Below are 17,946 nucleotides of genomic sequence, written 5' to 3'. Positions count from 1 at the left end.
AACAGACTTTGGCATATCGCCCGAAAGCCGACATTCGAGCTCGGCCATTGGCTTCGGTTCTCAAGCAATTGGATACGTCATCGGCTGGCGCGAAAAATTAATTCTCCAATTGGCTTAATATTCGGAGAATATTTCTAGCCTAAACCATTGATCCCAATTCCGGTAAATCGGTACAAGCGTTCTTAGAACAGATCGTGCACTGCGCGCGTGATTGTCGTGCGAATGGCAAGGTATCGATGGATCGACCGACCAGACACCTCGTGAGGTTCCGCAGCTACTGGTCTCGATATTTTGGCGGCGACTTCTGATGGTGTCCGGCGAGACGAGTTCCCTTCTCGACGTTAGGGACTTGCGGGTCGGCTTCGGTTCCTCCGCGCAACCGCACGCGGTGGATGGGTTGAGCTTTTCTGTTGCAGCCAATCAGGTCGTGGCACTTGTCGGAGAATCCGGCTGCGGCAAGTCGACGACGGCTCTCGCGATCATGGGGCTTTTGCCGAATAAGGCGAGGATCTCCGGCGAGATGGTCTTCGAGGACCAGGATATCGTCGGATCGTCCGCGCGAGCGTGGCGCATGCTGCGCGGCAAGCGCATCGGCATGATCTTCCAGGAGCCGATGAGCTCTCTCAACCCTGTTCATCGGATCGGCGACCAGATCGTCGAGGTGCTACGGTGCCATGGCAATATATCAGGCGCTGCGGCGCGGCGCAGGGCGATCGAACTGCTCGATCTCGTAAAGATTCCGGATCCGCATATCCGTGTCGACGACTATCCTCACCGCCTCTCCGGCGGTCAGCGACAGCGCGTGATGATCGCGATGGCCATCGCCTGCGAGCCGTCGCTGCTGATTGCCGATGAGCCGACGACTGCGCTCGACGCAACCATCCAAGCGCAGATCCTGGAGCTGATTGACAGGCTCCGCCGCGATCTTTCAATGTCGGTCCTGCTGATCTCGCACGATCTTCCCTTGGTCGCGCGGTGGGCGGACCGCGTGGTCGTGATGCATCATGGCCAGAAGATGGAGGAGCTGGCGGCCGACCGGCTCTTTGCGGACGCGACCCATCCCTATTCGCGGGGCCTGATCGGCGCCGCCATCCGGCTCGGCGATACGTTCCATTATCGCAAGACCCGCCTGGCGGAAGTCCACGTTCGGCGCGAGGCCGGCGGCGAATATCGCTTCGAGCTTTCGCGGCCTGAACGGAAGGCGGCCTCGCCGCCTCCCCGGGATGGCGAACCCTTGCTCGAAGTCCGCGACCTGTCGGTGCGGTATGACCGTTCGCCCGTGCTGGAGGATGTCTCTTTCTCGCTCGGCTGCGGCGAGACGATCGGCATCGTCGGCGAGTCCGGCAGCGGAAAATCGACGCTCGCCAAGGCCGTCACGCGACTGGTCTCAACGAGCAAGGGGCGCATCCTCTTCGATGGCGCAGACATCACCCGCATGGCGGGCGGTGCGCTGCGGCAGGTGCGCCGGCATGTCCAGATGATCTTTCAGGATCCGTTCAACTCGCTCAATCCTCGCCAGAGCGTGGGCGACATTCTGCAGACCGGGCTGATCATGCAGGGCATGAAGGACGGCGCCGAGCGAGCGCGGCTCGTCGCCGGGATGCTCGATCAGGTCGGCCTGCCGCGTAGCGCGACGGGGCGGTTCCCGCATGAATTCTCCGGCGGCCAGAAGCAGCGCATCGGCATAGCCAGAGCCCTCATCCTGAAACCGAGGCTGGTCGTCTGCGACGAACCCGTGTCGGCGCTAGACGTCTCGGTCCAGGCACAGATCCTCAACCTGTTGATGGATCTGAAGGAGGAACTCGGGCTGTCCTATCTGTTCATTTCCCACGATCTCGCCGTCGTTCAGTACGTCTCGGACAGGGTCATCGTGATGAAGGCCGGACGGATCGTCGAAGAGAACGATCACCAGACCATCTGGAAGCATCCGCGCGAGGACTACACGAGGAGCCTGATCGCCTCCGTCCAGTCCTGACCCTCATGATCCCCGTCGCGCCTTCGGAAGCCGCGACTCCTTTCCCCAACGCTTGTGAAGCTCGAACTCATGCCCATCTCACGCAGAGATTTCCTGAATACAGGCCTGTCCGCGGGGCTCGCCTCCCTGACCCTCGGCCACGGCCATCCGGCACTGGCCGAGACGCCGGTGCGAGGCGGAACGCTGATCGTCGCCCAGTCGAGCGAACCGACCCATCTCAATCTCGCCGTGCAGGCCAACAATGCCGCGAGCCTGATTTCGCCCAAGATCTTCGACGGGCTGCTGACCTACGAGTTCGATTTCTCGCCCAAGCCCCAACTCGCGCGCGACTGGAAGCTGAGTCCGGATGGGTTGGAGCTCGTCTTTCACCTGCGCCCCAATGTGCGTTGGCACGATTCCAAGCCGTTTACGGCTGCGGATGTGGTATTTTCCTACGATCAGGCCTGGCGCAAGTTCAGCCCCCGGGCGGCTTCGCTGTTCGGCAGCGTCGAATCGGTGACCGCCCCGGACGAGCTGACTGTCGTCTGGAAGCTGTCCAAACCCGCGCCGCACCTGCTGCTCGCCTTCGCCTCCCACATCCTGCAGATCATCCCCCGCCATCTCTATGAAGGCACCGACCTCCTCAAGAATGCGGCCAATCTGAAGCCCATCGGCACGGGCCCCTTCCGCTTCGCGAGCTGGGAGCGAGGCAGCCATATCAGGCTGGTTCGCAACGAGGATTACTGGGACCAGCCACGCCCCCATCTGGACGCAGTGATCTACCGCTTCCTGCCGGACGCCTCGGCCCGCGCCGTGGCGCTGGAAACCGGCGAAGCCGCGATCGTCACCGAATCCGGCGTACCGGGCGGGGAGATCGGGCGCCTGCTCTCACTGCCCTCGATCGAAGGCACGAAGGCCGGCTACGACTATGCTGGCCTCAGCACCTATTTCATGTTCAACCTCGACCGCCCCATCTTCCAGGACGTGCGCGTGCGGCAGGCGTTCGCCCATCTGATCGACCGCCAGTTTCTGATCGAGCACGTCTGGTACGGCAACGGGCGGCCGGCAACGGGGCCGTTCTCATCCTCGCTCCAGCAATTCTACTCCGCGCAGGTGCCACACTATCCGCTCGACGTCGAGAAGGCACGCCAGTTGCTCGATGAGGCGGGCCTCAAGCCCGACGCAAACGGCATCAGGTTGAGCATCACGCATGATTTCGTGCCGCTCGGAGAGGCCTATCAGCGCACGGCTGAGTATCTCAGGGACGCCTTCGCCAAGGCCGGCATCGCGCTGCGGATCAGAAGCCAGGACATGGGCTCCTATACGCGCCGCATCTACACCGAACGCGATTTCGACACCGCCAACTACCTTCTTTCGGGGGGGCCCGATCCGGCCATCGGCGTGCAGCGCCTGTACTGGTCGCAGGGGTTCAAGGTCGGCGCTCCCTTCTCCAACGGGGCGCATTACGCGAGCAAGACCGTCGACGACCTGCTGGTCGCCGCCGCCGCGGAGGCCGATGTCGCGCGCCGCCGCAAGCTTTACCTCGACTTCCAGATCGAAACCCAGCGCGACCTTCCGCAGATCCCGCTGGTCGATGTGGAGGTGCTGACGCTGACACAGAAGCGACTGCGCCGGCACACGGTCTCCTGCGAGGGGCCCAAAGGCAATTTTGCCGAAGCGTTCCTGCTGCCGAAATGATCGATAGCCGAATGGTCCGGGATTCAGCAGGCGCGCGGCAGGGCGTGCGCGGAGCATGGTCAGCATGAGTACGCAATTCACGACACTCGAACGCGCGATATCCCAGGTCGCCGACGGTTCCAGGGTCGCCTTCTCGAAGCTCTATCCGATGGCTTTGGTCCGGGAACTGATCCGGCAGGGCAAGCGGGACCTTCGCTTCGTCGGCATGCCGATCGCCGGTCTGGCCGCGGATCTGCTGGCGGCCTCGGGGTCGCTCGCTTCCGTCGAAACGGGGGCGGTCACGCTGGGCCCGCTCGGGGCGGCCAGGAGTTATCAGCGTGCCGTCAGGGAGGGCGCGGTGAAGGCGCTGCCCTCGAGTTGCTCGGTTATCGTCTCGGCGCTCACCGGAGGTTCGCTGGGGCAGCCCTTCGTGGCCGTTCCGGGCCTGATCGGCTCCGGCATTCTCCGGGAGCGCGACGATTTCCTCGTGATCCCGAATCCTTACGAGCCGGAGTTCGACATCGTTCTGGTGCCGTCGATCCAGCCGGATGTCGCGTTCATCCATGCCGCCGCCGCCGATGCCGAGGGCAATCTCCTCGTCGATGGCGGCGGCGACGAGGCTTTGCTGGCGCGCGCCGCCCGCCGAACGATCGCCACCGTCGAATCCGTCTCGCCCGAGGCGCTCGACCGGCGCGCCCGCGGCAGCGAGATCATTTCCGGGGCCTATGTCGACTTCGTCGTGGCGGAACCGCGCAGCACGCATCCCTTTCCCGGCTATGGCGACAAGACGCCGGACCGCGCGGCGCTCCAGGCTTATGTCGCGGCATCCGCCACCCCCGCCGAGATCGCCGCCTATATCGATCGCGTCATCCGTTCGTCCGGCGGCGAAGCCGATTATCTCGCGAAGGCAGCGCTCTGAATGCCCGCTTATCAGCCCATAGAAGGTCTCATGGCCGTGCTCTGCGCACGGGAAGTGCGGCCCGACGAGATTTTCGGTGTCGGCATCCAGTCGACGATCGCGACGGTCGGAGCCGTCCTCGCCAAGAACCTGCACGCACCCACGGCCAGGCTGGTCACGCGCGGCCTCGCCGGCGGCGAACTCGTCGCCGGCGCCCGCGAGCCGCATGCGCTGGCCATGAGCGGCAAGATGGGACTGTTCTTCCTGACCCCGGCGCAGGTCGACGGCAATCTCGACGTCAATTTCGAACGCCTGAGGAAGGGCGACGACTGGCAGACCCTTTCGGGCGCTTTCGCCGTGCCCGTCTATTACTCGGTCGTGCGGAGGGTCGTGCTTCTGGTGCCGCGACACAATCCCGAGAGCCTCCCTGCCAAGGTCGACTACATCACCGCCTCGGGCTCGCCGGCACCGCGCGAGCGGCGCCTCGGCGGACCGTATCGGATCATCACCGACAAGGCCGTGCTCGGCGTGGATCGCGAGCGCGGCGGCGTGACGCTCCTGAGCTACCACCCCGGCGAAAGCGTCGAGAGCGTGCGGGCCGCGACGGGCTTCGAACTGCACGTGGCGGACGATGTCGGCGAGACGCTTCTTCCCACCGCGGAGGAGAAGGAGGTGTTGGCCTCGCGCGTCTTCCCCGGCTTCGCCCCCGGCTCCATCCCCTGGTTGGGCGAGCGCAAGAGCCTCTCCTGACGACGGGCATCGCCCCGGACGGCATCACCCGGGTTTCGGAAGGTAGGACAGCATGAGCGTCATCGAAAAGCACCGGCTGCACGGCCGTATCGTCACGGACGTCGCCCGCCCGGAGAGCGATCTCGTCCAGAGGCTCGGGCGCCATGCCACGGCCACGCTCGTCGATGCGATGGGCGGCTACGGCTTCATGCATTACGAGATCAAGCCGCTGGTTCCGGAAACCCTGATCGTCGGCCCCGCCCTGACGATCCTCACCAAGCCCGGCGACGTACTTTATGTGAAGAAGGCGCTCGACCTGGTCCAGCCCGGCGACGTCGTCGTCATCGATTCCGGCGGGTTGAAGGATTTCGCCGTATTCGGCGACCGCTTCGCCGAGAATTTCGCCCATAAGGGAGCTGTCGGCGTGGTGATCGACGGCGCGGTTCGGGATTCGCAGGGCATCATCGATGCGGGCTTTCCGGCCTTCTGCCGGGGAAGCTGCATCCCCTATCACGGCTCGGTCGGGCCCGGAGCGATCAACGTGCCTATCTCCTGCGGCGGGGTGACGGTCAATCCCGGCGACGTCGTCGTCGGCAATCGCGACGGGATCGTGGTGATCCCGCGCGAGGCTGCGGAAGATGTCGCGCGGCTGGCCGATGCGCATCTCGCGGGCGAGCATGAACGCGTGCGCCAGCGTGACGCCGGTGTCTCGGCGGAGGAGATCTACAAACTCGCTCCGCTGCTGAAGCGGTGGGAAACACCCTGATGCATGGCTTCGCCCGCATCGGCCGCACATTGAGAAGGACGGCATTCCAAGCCGTCCCGACCATCCTCGGCATCGTCGTGCTGAACTTCTTCCTGTTGCAACTTGCGCCGGGCGATGCCGCCGACGTGCTCGCGGGCGAAGCCGGCAGCGCGACCGAGGAGACGATGGCGGCGCTGCGGCAGCATCTCGGGCTCGACCAGCCCGTCCTGACCCAGCTCGTGACCTACCTGACCCGGCTGGCACATTGGGATCTAGGCTTCTCCTCCCGGTTCGGAATGCCCGTCTCGGAGCTGATCGCCGAAAGGATCGCCGGAACACTGCAGCTGATGATCGCGGCCCTGCTCATCGCGATCACGCTCGGACTGCTGCTGGGCTCCGTCATGGCGAGCTGGGCGGGGCAACTGCCGGACCGGGTGCTGTCGGTGCTGTCCCAGCTCATGTACTCGATCCCGAACTTCTGGATCGGCTTGATGCTTATCGTCCTGTTCTCCGTGAAGCTCGGCTGGCTGCCCAGCGGGGGCGCCGAGACGATCGGCGCCGAAAATGCCGGGCTTGCGGGGATCGTCGACAGGCTCCGCCACATGGTCCTGCCGGTGACGTCGCTCGCCCTGTTCTACATTGCGATCTATGCGCGGCTGACACGCGCCGCGATGCTGGAAGTCAGGTCTCTCGACTTCGTGCGGACGGCCGTCGCCAAGGGACTGACGCCGCTGCGCGTGACGACTCATCACGTCCTGCGCAACGCGCTGATGCCTGTCACCACCATGGCGGGCATGCATATCGGCGGCGTCCTCGGCGGGGCGGTCGTGGTCGAGACCGTCTATAGCTGGCCCGGCATGGGGCGGCTCGCCTTCGAGGCCGTCATGGGGCGCGACACCACCGTGCTGCTCGGCATCCTGTTGCTTTCCGCAATCCTCGTGATCCTGGCGAACCTCGCCGTCGACCTGCTGCAGCTCTGGCTCGACCCGCGGATCGGCGATCGCTGAGCGCTCCACCAAACCGCACGACGAGAATCCACGCCATCATGTCGGACGCCAACACCTCGCCTGATCCTTCGGCCTTCGTACAGGCCGGAACCGGCAGCGCCAATCCGCGCTTCCGGAGGCTGAAGATCTTCGCCAGGAATCCGAGCGCCGCTGCCGGAGCGGCCTTCCTGCTCGTCGTGGCGGGGCTGGCCTTGGCCGCTCCCATCCTCTTCCCCGGAGACCCGCTGGCGATCGTCGCCAAGCCGTTCATCTGGCCTGGCCAGAATGCCGGCTTCCCCCTCGGGACGGATGCGCTTGGCCACGATGTGCTCGCCGGCCTGCTGCACGGGGCGCGGATATCGCTGGCGGTTGGGCTGGCCGCGACTGCGGGCAGTCTTTTTCTCGGCATTCTGGTCGGGGCTGCCGCGGGCTATTTCGGCGGAGGCATCGACGATGCAGCAACGCGCGTCGTGGAGCTTTTCCAGACCATTCCCAATTTCGTCCTGCTCGTCGTGATTGTCGCCATCGTCGAGCCGTCGATAACGACGGTGACCGTCGCGATGGCGCTCATCATGTGGCCGACCGTCGCCAGGTTGACCCGAGCCGAATTCCGCTCGATCCGCGAAAAAGACTTCGTGATGGCGGCCCGCAGCCTGGGATGCGGGCCGGGCTGGATCATCTTCCGCGAGATCCTGCCGAACGCCCTGCCGCCGATCGTCGTGACCTCTTCGGTGATGGTCGCTTCAGCGATCCTGATGGAGTCGGGCCTGTCCTTCATGGGGCTCGGTGATCCGAACGCAGTGAGTTGGGGCTCGATGATCGGCGCAGGGCGCGAACTGATCCGCACCGCCTGGTATCTGACCGCGATTCCGGGGCTGGCCATCGTCCTCACCGTGCTGGCGCTGAATCTGGTCGGCGATGGCCTCAACGACGCCCTCAACCCACGCCTGAACAGCGGCAGGTGACCGCGCCGCCCGGCCCGGCCTGGAATGGAGACCGATCATGAGCAACATAAGAGCCCTTGCCGCCAGTCGGCGCCAACTTCTCCTCGGCAGCGCCGCGAGCGCGCTCGTGGCCACGATGGCCTTCCCGGCCCTGGCCCAGAGCGCTCCAGGGACCCCGAAGCGCGGGGGAGCCCTTACCCTGGCCGTCTCGCCCGAGCCGACGACGCTCGTGGCGTTGACGACGACGGGGGGCTCCGAGCGCAAGCTCAGCGCCAAGGTTATCGAGGGGTTGCTGTCCTACGATGAAAAGCTCGATCCAAAACCTCAGCTCGCGACCGCATGGTCGATCGATCCGACCGGTACGCGCTACACCTTCACGCTGCGCCAAGGAGTCCGCTGGCATGACGGCAAGAATTTCACGGCCGAGGATGTGGCCGCTTCGATCAGAATCTTGCAAAAGTCCCATCCGCGGGGCCGAACGGTCTTCCAGAACGTCACCGACATCGAGATCGCAGATCCGCACACGGTGACGATCGTCCTGTCGAAGCCCGCTCCTTATCTTCTCTACGCGCTCGCCGCCTCGGAATCGCCAATCGTTCCCGCGCATCTCTACAAGGACGGCGACGTCCAGAAGAACCGTGCGAATACCGCCCCTGTTGGGACCGGCCCATACCGTTTCTCCAACTGGGTCCGCGGCAGCCATGCCACTTTCGTGCGCAATCCCGACTACTGGGACACCTCGAAGCCCCATATCGATCGCCTGACCGTCCGCTTCATTCCTGACGCAGGCGCGCGCGCCGCGGCGCTCGAAGCAGGCGAGGTCGATCTCGCCAGCGAAAACCCCGTTCCCCTCGCGGACCTCGACAGGCTGCGCAAGCTCCCCAATCTGACGGCGACGAGCGAGGGCTACACCTACAACGCGAACGGGCGCCGGCTCGAATTCAACCTCGACAATCCCTATCTCGCCGATGCGGGCGTCCGCCAGGCCGTCGCGCATGCGATCAACCGCGTCCAGCTCGCGGAGGTGGTCTATCTCGGCTATGCGAGCCCGGTCGTCTCCCCGATCAGCCCGTTGCTCGCTCGCTTCCATACCAACGATATCGAGCAATACGGTTTCGACGTTGCCCGCGCCGAGAAGCTGCTCGACGAGGCCGGCTACCCGCGCAAGGAAGGCGGCGCGCGCTTCTCCCTGCCGCTCGACTACAATCCCTACGCCTCGGACTACGGCGCAGTCGCCAACTTCCTGCGCGACGCGCTCGACAAAATCGGGATTCGCGTCACCGTTCGGGCACAGGATTTCGGCTCCTATGTGCGGCGGATCTTCACGGAGCGCGACTTCGCCTTTCACGTCACCGGCATGAGCAACCTGTTCGATCCGACCGTGGGCGTGCAGCGCATCTACTGGTCGCAGAGCTTCAAGCCGGGCGTGCCCTTCTCGAACGGCTCGCACTATTCAAATGTCGAGGTCGACCGGCTGCTCGAAGCTGCCGCGATCGAGCCGGATGAGGCAAAAAGGCGCGATCTCTTCGTGGAATTCCAGAAGATCGTCTCGAGGGACATTCCGGTGGTCAATCTCGTGACGATCCAGGAATTCACTGTCGGGGCGCGGAAAGTACGCGATCACAGCATCACCGCCGACGGCGTCAATGGCAATTTCGCCGATGTCTGGATCGCGCAATAGCGGTGATCGCTCTGCGCGGAGTGGCGCAGGCCGCAGCGCTCCTCAGAAGTCAGGATGGATCATGCTCTTCGAAAACCGGACCAAGCGACTGCTCGCGGCGGGAGAGCTCGCGATCGGGCTGGGCGTCTACCACCTCAGGACCGCTGCGACGCCAATCCTGGCAAAGACGGCCGGCTATGACTGGCTCTTCATCCTCGGGGAGCACGGTTCATTCTCGACGCAGGAGATAGGCCAGTTGTGCCTGGCCTCGCTCCCGACCGGTGTGACGCCGATCGTGCAGATCGGCCCCGACGCTTTTCACGACGGCACCCGAGCCCTCGATAATGGCGCGCAGGGCCTGATCGTTCCTCATGTCGACACAGCGGAAAAGGCGCGCGCGATCGTCGATGCCTTCCGCTATCCGCCGATCGGCCGCCGAAGCTGGGGCGGCCCGCCCGCGCTCTTCGGCTTCGCGCCGCCGGCCATGGGCGAGGCTCAGCGGCTCAGCGACGAGGAGATTCTCCTCACGGTGATGCTGGAATCGCCCGAATCGATCGAGAATGCCGAAGCCATCGCTTCGACACCCGGTATCGACATCCTGCTGCTCGGTGTTGGGGATCTGTCGGCCGAGATGGGCATCCCGGACGAGCGCGACCATCCGCGCATCATCGAAGCTGCGAAGCGTGTATCGAGTGCCTGTCGGAGGCATGGCAAGGCGATGGGCATAGGCGGGGCTTACACTCCGGCGCTTCTTGAAATCTTTATCGGCATCGGAGCTCGTTTCGCGCTGGCGGGATCCGATCAAGGCCTTCTGATTTCGGCTGCTTCAGCTCAAGCAAAAGCAATAAAGACGCTTTTGCGCAGCGAAGGGTGAGGATGCCCCGCTGTCGGCAGACAAGCGTGTGTCGGACATTTGGTGCAGGCATCCGGAGGATGGATTCGATCGGCGCGAAACCGAAGATAGTCGAGAAAATCGGGCGAATGCCTCAAGACGGCGCCGCGCCACTCCCGGACGTTGAGGTGCAGCCGGACAGCGGACATTCGAAATCAGCGGCGGTTACACCGTTTGGGTCGGCCACCTCGGGTGAAGGTCATCGATGACCAAAGCATGCAAATCCCATCCCGCCTGCTCGACCAGATGGGATAGGTTGGGCGGTAGCTAGGATTCATTATGCGAGAGAACGTCTGCGCAGCCAGCACCTCGCGGCGACGGCAAGCCATATCGCCGCCCGCCGAAGCGGGGCGCAGCCGCCCGATGCACTTCGGCGGCGAAATTCGGTTCAGTGGCATCATCGAAGATGCGTCGCTTGTCCTGTTTCAGTGAACCGGTCGGGGCCGGAAAACGAGCTTTACCGGCTAGGTTTCGTTCTTCTCTCTCGCGTTCACTCGCGCGGGTTAAGACGACCTCGAACTGCCAGCACGCCCCACACGAGTGCCCTACTACGAGCCAACCTGCCAAGTTTAATTTGTTTTGCAAAATTTGCATTTAATGCTATTGCCGCAGAATGCGCGGTAGACCAAAGCGAAAAGAAGATGTCGCTCTTGCGAAGGAGATCGAAGGGGCATGCGCTGCAAGCGGAGCGAGTCTCTCCGCCTTCGCCAACTCGATCGGGTGCAGTCCGTCAACGCTCCTTCGTTCGATGGAGGAAAAGGCTTTTTCAAAAGGTTTGTCGGATCTTGCTCGGCAAGGCCTGAGGGAGGGGGCCGCAGCGCGAGCGGTCGGTCGCCGAAGGAAAGGGAAAGAGTCGGCCGAAGATTTTTTGCTATTATTGCAGAAATTAGTTGAACTAGCCCCTCGCGTGTCAGCAGCGTTGAAGGTCGCACTGGACCTCAATCGACCCAAGGAATAGGAGCCCACGATGGCAAGCTCTCAGCAGGTGCTCGCCCTCATCCGTAGCCACGCGGCGGGTGACAGCGATCAGTTCTTCTCGGTGGCTGAGCATGTGGCTGATGATGCCGCTCGCTCAGGCAAGACCCGTGTCGCCGACGAGATCCGCTCGACGGTGGCGCGCGTTCGTCCCAGCCCAAACGGCCGAGGCACCAATCGCCCGGTTCCGATTGCATCCCCGCGCGGCGAGCTTGCTGGTCTCGTTCGCGCGGCCTATCCAGATGTTCATCTCTCCGACCTCGTTTTGGGGGCGGATCTGACGCGTCGCATTCGCCGTATCGTGCGGGAGCACAGAGAGGCGAAGGCGCTGAGCGAAAGCGGCCTGACGCCGAGGCGCAAGTTCCTGTTTTCCGGCCCGCCGGGAACCGGGAAGAGCATGACGGCGTCGGCGATCGCGGGCGAGTTGGGACTGCCGCTCTTCTCCATCCTACTCGACGGCGTCATCACCAAGTTCATGGGCGAGACCGCCGCGAAGCTGCGGTTGATATTCGACGCGATGCACTCGGCCAGGGGCGTCTATTTCTTCGACGAGGTGGATGCGCTGGCTGCGCGCCGCGCCACCGACAACGACGTCGGCGAGGCCCGCCGGATGTTGAACTCGTTCCTGCAGTTCCTTGAGGAGGATCGCTCCGGCAGCGTGATCGTGGCCGCCACGAACCACCGCACCTTGCTGGATCCCGCGATCTTTCGGCGCTTCGACACGGTGTTCGTCTACGCGAAGCCGACCGCCGAGGAGGCCCGCCAGGTCCTTCGAAACCATCTTCTGGCGTTCGATCTCGACCCGATAGATTGGCCCGGGATCGACGGCCTCGTCGACGGTCTGAGCCAGGCGGATCTCGTGGCAGCCGCTGGCGATGCGGCGCGCGACGCCGTGTTGGACAACGACGGCGTGCTGACGACCGAACTCGTCAACCAAGCGTTGAGGGATCGGGCTTCAATCCATTCGGATTAACGATATGCTTGCCATGATTCCCGGGGATGGCAAGCAAACACGAACATGGCCGATAACGTCAGGCGCCAACGCCACATCCACGTCCGCGGCCTCGGCGTCGCATCCGTCGATTTTCGATCGCCCGGCCGGGGCGGAAGCAAGCCGGTCCCGGAGATCCCCGACAGGGCTGGGCACGCGGAAAGCCTGAGGGCCGACCTTGACGCCGCGGTCGCCGATCTGAAGGCGTATCGCGCCGCCCAAGGCAAGGCGGGGCTTCCTTACTCGCGTCGAGGAATGCCGGTCACGGTCGAGGGCAGGATCGGCGAAAGGCTCCTCGTGGGCAAGGGCCGGGCCGGCCGGGGATTGGGGGCCTTCAACGTGCAGCGCTCCGTCGTGGGCGACGGCAACGCCAACGAGCCCAAGGACATCGCGACCTTTTTCCTGACCGGGAGCACCCTCAAGTCAGTCCGGGCCGCGCTGGAGAGGTACGGCGCCTGGGAAAGACCCGACGACGACGTCCTGTCGAACGACGAGGAGGACGACGAAGAGGAGGGCGCCGCCCGCCGCCCACCGCACTTCAAGCTGTTCGAGACCGGGGCGCATATCCGCCCGACCACCCTGCGGGATCTTTGGACCGACCGGCACAACCCGTTCCCGCGGAAGACGTCGAAGCTGCTTTGGGAGGTCTGGACGAGATCCAGCTTCGAGGAGTCCTTCGAGAGCGCGGTCTCAAATCTCGGGGTCGCCAACCGGGGTCGGCCTTCGGAATTCGTCGACACCCGGGTGAGAACGCTTTTGGCCACGGCGGCGGAAATCCAGGATATCGTCCGCGCAAGTGCGGCCGTGCTGGAACTCCGAAGCGCCTCCTCTTTCATCGCCGATTATTTCGAGATGGTGCCCGAGGATCGGGCCGCCGCCATCTCGGATCTCGCGGCCCGCATGCATGGACCCGCCGCCAACGCGCCGGTCGTCACCGTCTTGGACACCGGAGTGATGCGCGCGCATCCGCTGCTGAGCGCGGCGCTGCCATCCACGCGATGCCATTCCGCCGACGATCGCTGGGAGCCCGAGGATCATCAGGGCCACGGCACGAAGATGGCGGGCATCGTCCAATTCGGAGACATAGCCGCCCTGCCGCGGGACAAGTCTCCCGTCCCGGTCGCGACCCGGTTGGAATCCGTCGTCGTCACCGCGCCCGAAGGTGCGCCCCCGCTTCCCGCTCGCGACGCCATCCAACGGGCGGTCAACATCGTCGAGACGACGAAAGGTCCCCGTGTCTATTGCCTCGCACAGACCGCCGAGGGAGAAGGCGAGGACGGGCGTCCCACCAGCTCCTCGGCCGTGCTCGACAAGCTCGCGTTCGGGGACGGCAGGGACACGAGGTTGTTCGTCGCCGCGGTCGGCAACGCACCCCACACCCCCAGCGAGCCGTATCAGCTCGCCGATTACGTGCTCTGGAATGCGGAGTTCGGCATCCAGGCGCCGGCGCAGGCGCTGAACGCGCTGTCGGTCGGCGGAGCCAGCCTGAAGAGCCTGCCGGACGAGGGCGCGGAGCTCGTCGCGCAGCCGGGCAACCTGGCTCCCTCGTCCCGGACGGCCCAGGGTTGGCCCCAGAACTCCCGGGCGGACAAGCCGGACGTCATCCCGACCAAGCCCGATATCGTGATGGAGGGCGGGAACTTCGTGGTCGACGAGGACAACCTCTACTGCCAACCCTCTCCGCGGCACTTCGTGCTCACGACCTCCAGCGCGGGCTCTGGGAGGCCGCTGGCGCTGGTAGGAGAGACGAGCGCGGCGACGGCGGCCGCCGCCGGGCTCGCAGGCAGGCTGCTCGCCAGCTATCCCGGTTTTAGGCCCGAGACACTGCGGGCCATGCTCGTGAACTCGGCCGAATGGACGCCGGCGATGCGGGCTCACTTCGACGAAGCCGTGGGCGCTGGCATGGGACGCCTGGAGGCGAGGAGGCTGCTGCTGAGCCGGTTCGGTTGGGGCGTTCCGAACGAGGAGCGCCTGTTCCACAGCGCTCGGAACGCGCTGACGTTGATCGCCGAGGATACGCTGATCCCTTACGCGGAAGGCGCGTCGGCGCCGAGGCTGAAAGAGATGAAGTACTTCAAGCTGCCCTGGCCGTCGGACGTTCTCCGGAGCCTCCAGAACACCGAGGTCGAGATGCGGGTGACGCTGTCATTCTTCGTCGATCCCGATCCTCACGCCGTGTCCCGCGATCGGATCGAGAGCTATCCCTCCCACCGGCTGAGGTTCGACCTCCGGCGATATGGCGAAAGCCATGAGACGACCCAAAGGCGCGCCAACGAGTTGGCGCTCGGCGGGGACTTCAGCTCGCCTGCGGTGGACTCGGGATGGATGCTCGGCTTCGGAGCGAGGCAGCGGGGAACGCTGCATCACGACGTCTGGCAGGGGCCCGCCTATCAGCTGGTGGACCGCGACGGCATTGTCGTCGCGCCGGTTCGGGGCTGGTGGGGCGACACAGCCACCTTCGACAAGACGGACGTGCCGGTCCGGTTCTCGTTGATCGTCTCGATCCGCACCCCCGAGGCGAAGCCGGGAGATCTTTGGACCGAGGTCTCGGCGAAGGTCCCAACCCGCGTGCGAGTGGAAACCCCGGCCATCGCGATCGACACCTGAGCTACGCGATCCTTGCCATCACGTCGCCGTAGCAGATGTACGCATACGGGGTGGAAGACGCGTTGTAGTGCGTCGCCCGGGCGTCGCGGACCGATACCCCGAGAGATTTCCCGTCCATCAGGTACTTGGCCTGATCGCAGACGATCTGGGATGCCTGGCTGTCGAGGACCGACCAGATGGGTGCCAGAACGGCCCGGAAGCCGCGGCTGGCTAGGCTGCTCGGGAAACCGTCGAGCACGCCCAGCTGCGCCTGTTCGGCCCCGACAGCGCAAGCGTTGAGGATCACGTAACTGCCGTCGCGTTCGCCCAATTTCACGCCTCCGTGGATCTCGTCGGACGTCACCCAGTCATCCGTCATGAGGATCGCCGAGGCGGCGCTGCCATCCTTCGCGCGTCCGTGGCCGGCGAAGTGGACGATCGCCGTGGTCGTCGGCGGCATTTCGGGGCCGAGATACCCGTTGAAGCTATCGCAGCTCGCTTCGGGACGCACGGCCCCCAGCTCCCGCTCGAACCACGCCGCCTCCCTGAGCGTGCTCGGCAACGCGGAGCCGTCCTCGTATTCGGGCACGAAGCAGGCCACGGCGCCTTTGGGCAGGCTGTCGCGAACGACGGCGTCGTGCGCATTGAACCAGCGTGCCATCGGATGGGTGAGGAAGAGATGGGTGGGATCGGCGATCCCCGAGTCGTCGGTCGGAAACATCATCTCCCAAGGTACGAAGGTCTCGTCGGTGATGATCTGGATCGGGAATTCCGATCCGTACTTCTGTCGCATCGCCGCCATCAGTCCCCGGAAGCGCTCGGGCGTCGTCCGCCAGATGCGCTCGCCTATTCCGCGCAGCTGGCTACGATGCTTCCCGGGAGCCATGTGCGGGCACCTGCCGATCAGGTCGCGTGCAAATTCCCGGGCATCCTCCAGCTCGATCGTGCCATCGCGAGGACCCTTCCCAACGCCTTGCGGCGCGATGGACGACCAGTGATATCTGCCGCCGCCGATGTCGCTTATGCGGATCGTCAACGTCGGAGGCCGTGCCGAAGGCGAGATGACGACCGCCGCAGGCTTGGCGACCGCGACCGGCTCGCCGATGGGGCCCGGCTTCGCCTCGACGTCGAAGGTTTTGCGGGTCATGCCGCTGTGACGGCCCTTGAAAGAAAACAGGATCCGTATCTCGAACGAGACTGCGCCGGGCATGGGTCGCAGGAGAGCCCTGAATTCCGCCGCCACGGAGCTCTCGTCGGCTTTGATCCCTACCGGCTTTACGCTTTCGCCCTCCTCGAAAACGAGCGCGTTGCTGACGACCTCGGCCTCGACCTCCAATGAGCTCCAGTCGGGCGGTACGCCGTCTATCGATATAGACGCGCCGTCACCTGGATCGCCCACCGTCAGGTCGACGGTGAATACGAACTCCTCATCGGGGATCGCCTCCGAGACCTTGCGGACGTCCGGAAATCGGCAAATCGAGTTCGTCGGCGTGGGCCCGGACAGCGCAGTAGTCCGAGCGGAAAACTCGATGTCGCCGGCCGGTTTGAACGGCGCGGCGACGACGAGCTGGTTGTCGACATCCACTCCGTGGCGCCGCATCGACTCCTCGATCGTCGCCTTGACATCGTCACGGGTGACTTCACCGGTGAGGGTTATCTTCGAACCGTCACGAACGATATCGAGGCGATAGATGTCCGCCACCAGCCGGTAGATCGCGAGCCGGATCGAGCTCCACGCCTCCTCTTCCAGTGAGGGGCCGCCCATATCGTTCATCCCGACGCGGAAACGCCCGTCTCGCAGATTTAGCTCGGGCGCCCAACGCCAGCTCCAATCCAAGTCCGACGTCATGAGTTCGCGTACGCTCCCGCGACGAGGAAGATATCGCTGGCGGGCCGGAAATTCGTGGGAGACGCGGAAAAACGATACAGACCGGCCGGCAGCGCGAGCTCGCCCGCATACTCGTTGGGCCCGACCCGCATCAGCGTCGGCCTCCATTGCCTCGGGGTTCCGTCGAGGCGCTCGACCAAGCCTGATACCGCCTGAACGTTCGCGCTGGTGCGGAGCCTGAACGCGGCCGGCGCCGTGCCGTCGAACGCGTCAGGTAGATCCAGCGATATCGATCCAGGCCCAATCGGGTCGGCCCGGAATTTGTCGAAGTCGATCTGGGTCGCCGTCAGGACGCCTCTCAGATGCTCAAGGGCGTTCGCGACGCTCTGCAGCGCGGAGTGCGTCGCGGAGATGTAGGTGACGCCGCTTTCTTGATACCCGATAGGGAAGGCGGATACCCGGGGCACCGTGCCATCGCCCGATATCTCCTCGCCCTCGTACATCGTGGAGGTCTCGACCATGTCTGCTGTTATGGTCGCCGACTGCGCGGTGGGCTGGTCGACCCCGACGACCGCACGGATTTTGGTACCCGCGGAACGATAGGCATCGAGCTCCCGGTTGAGCTCGTAAGCCTTTGTCATCTCGTCGTGGAACCCGAGCGCCGCCGACGCCCGCTCCCTGTCCAGGTTCGGTATGTCGATCTCGGCCGGGCGCACGAGCTTCGAGCCATCGTTCACGAAGGGATAGATCGGCAGAAGCTGATAGACCGAATCGAAGGAGCGAAGGGCCTCAGTGCCGTCGAACAGCGAGAATGGACCGCTCTTCCACACGAAGCCGTTCGCGAGGAAACCAAGGGCGTTTCCAGATCCTCGGAAGGGGGTCCCGAAGGTCACCAGCGACCGGGTGAGCTTCCAGCCCTCCATGCACTCGACGTAGTATCGGGCGACCAGGCCGCCCATCGAATGGGCCACGAAAATCAGCTGGACACCCGCAAGAACCTACCGCGCTTGCTGATTTTATGATTCCATCTCCCCTCGGCGCACGGGGCGGATTGCGATGGAACAGCGGTCGTTTTTCGGGT

13 protein-coding genes are annotated in these 17,946 nt (G+C 64.6%); 11 read left to right on the top strand and 2 right to left on the bottom strand.

What is annotated here, in order from left to right:
- Positions 1 to 307: 307 nt before the first annotated feature.
- The 11 genes from ACFPN9_RS25560 (at position 308) to ACFPN9_RS25510 (ending at position 15,058) form a co-directional block, all read left to right on the top strand.
- A complete protein-coding gene (locus ACFPN9_RS25560; protein WP_377817839.1) occupies positions 308 to 1,975 on the top strand; it encodes an ABC transporter ATP-binding protein in 1,668 nt (555 codons plus the stop codon).
- 69 nt (positions 1,976 to 2,044) lie between these two features.
- Positions 2,045 to 3,652: an ABC transporter substrate-binding protein gene (locus tag ACFPN9_RS25555; RefSeq protein WP_377817838.1), complete on the top strand. Its 1,608-nt coding sequence runs from the start codon at positions 2,045 to 2,047 to the stop codon at positions 3,650 to 3,652.
- A gap of 64 nt (positions 3,653 to 3,716) precedes the next feature.
- Positions 3,717 to 4,550: a CoA-transferase gene (locus ACFPN9_RS25550; RefSeq protein ID WP_377817837.1), complete on the top strand. Its 834-nt coding sequence runs from the start codon at positions 3,717 to 3,719 to the stop codon at positions 4,548 to 4,550.
- Between the two features lie 30 nt (positions 4,551 to 4,580).
- On the top strand, positions 4,581 to 5,279 hold the full coding sequence (locus tag ACFPN9_RS25545) for a hypothetical protein (RefSeq protein WP_377817836.1): 699 nt from the start codon (positions 4,581 to 4,583) through the stop codon (positions 5,277 to 5,279).
- Positions 5,280 to 5,331: 52 nt separating this feature from the next.
- Positions 5,332 to 6,024, top strand: a complete 693-nt coding sequence (locus tag ACFPN9_RS25540) for an RraA family protein (RefSeq protein WP_377817835.1) — start codon at positions 5,332 to 5,334, stop codon at positions 6,022 to 6,024.
- On the top strand, positions 6,024 to 7,010 hold the full coding sequence (locus tag ACFPN9_RS25535) for an ABC transporter permease (protein ID WP_377817834.1): 987 nt from the start codon (positions 6,024 to 6,026) through the stop codon (positions 7,008 to 7,010). The genes ACFPN9_RS25540 and ACFPN9_RS25535 overlap by 1 nt, the downstream gene beginning before the upstream one ends.
- Positions 6,980 to 7,954: an ABC transporter permease gene (locus ACFPN9_RS25530; RefSeq protein ID WP_417281644.1), complete on the top strand. Its 975-nt coding sequence runs from the start codon at positions 6,980 to 6,982 to the stop codon at positions 7,952 to 7,954. Before ACFPN9_RS25535 ends, ACFPN9_RS25530 begins: the two co-directional genes overlap by 31 nt.
- Positions 7,955 to 7,991: 37 nt before the next feature.
- Positions 7,992 to 9,614, top strand: coding sequence for an ABC transporter substrate-binding protein (locus ACFPN9_RS25525; RefSeq protein WP_377817832.1), 1,623 nt, complete (start codon positions 7,992 to 7,994; stop codon positions 9,612 to 9,614).
- Between the two features lie 61 nt (positions 9,615 to 9,675).
- Positions 9,676 to 10,467, top strand: coding sequence for an HpcH/HpaI aldolase family protein (locus tag ACFPN9_RS25520; protein ID WP_377817831.1), 792 nt, complete (start codon positions 9,676 to 9,678; stop codon positions 10,465 to 10,467).
- Positions 10,468 to 11,452: 985 nt separating this feature from the next.
- Positions 11,453 to 12,433: an AAA family ATPase gene (locus ACFPN9_RS25515; protein ID WP_377817830.1), complete on the top strand. Its 981-nt coding sequence runs from the start codon at positions 11,453 to 11,455 to the stop codon at positions 12,431 to 12,433.
- Between the two features lie 45 nt (positions 12,434 to 12,478).
- Positions 12,479 to 15,058 (top strand): S8 family peptidase, encoded by a 2,580-nt coding sequence (locus ACFPN9_RS25510; protein ID WP_377817829.1) that lies wholly within the window; start codon positions 12,479 to 12,481, stop codon positions 15,056 to 15,058.
- A 1-nt stretch (position 15,059) separates the two neighbouring features.
- Here ACFPN9_RS25510 and ACFPN9_RS25505 read toward each other — a convergent pair whose 3' ends face one another.
- Positions 15,060 to 16,802 (bottom strand): CHAT domain-containing protein, encoded by a 1,743-nt coding sequence (locus ACFPN9_RS25505; protein WP_377817828.1) that lies wholly within the window; start codon positions 16,800 to 16,802, stop codon positions 15,060 to 15,062.
- An 80-nt stretch (positions 16,803 to 16,882) separates the two neighbouring features.
- Entirely contained in the window at positions 16,883 to 17,842 is a 960-nt protein-coding gene (locus ACFPN9_RS25500) for an esterase/lipase family protein (protein WP_377817872.1), read from the bottom strand.
- Positions 17,843 to 17,946 lie beyond the last annotated feature (104 nt).

Origin of the sequence: Allobosea massiliensis, from assembly GCF_042655245.1 — a bacterium.
GTDB lineage: Bacteria > Pseudomonadota > Alphaproteobacteria > Rhizobiales > Beijerinckiaceae > Allobosea > Allobosea massiliensis.
Note: the sequence above shows the minus strand (reverse complement) of the source record. Positions and strands in the feature narration are given on the sequence as shown.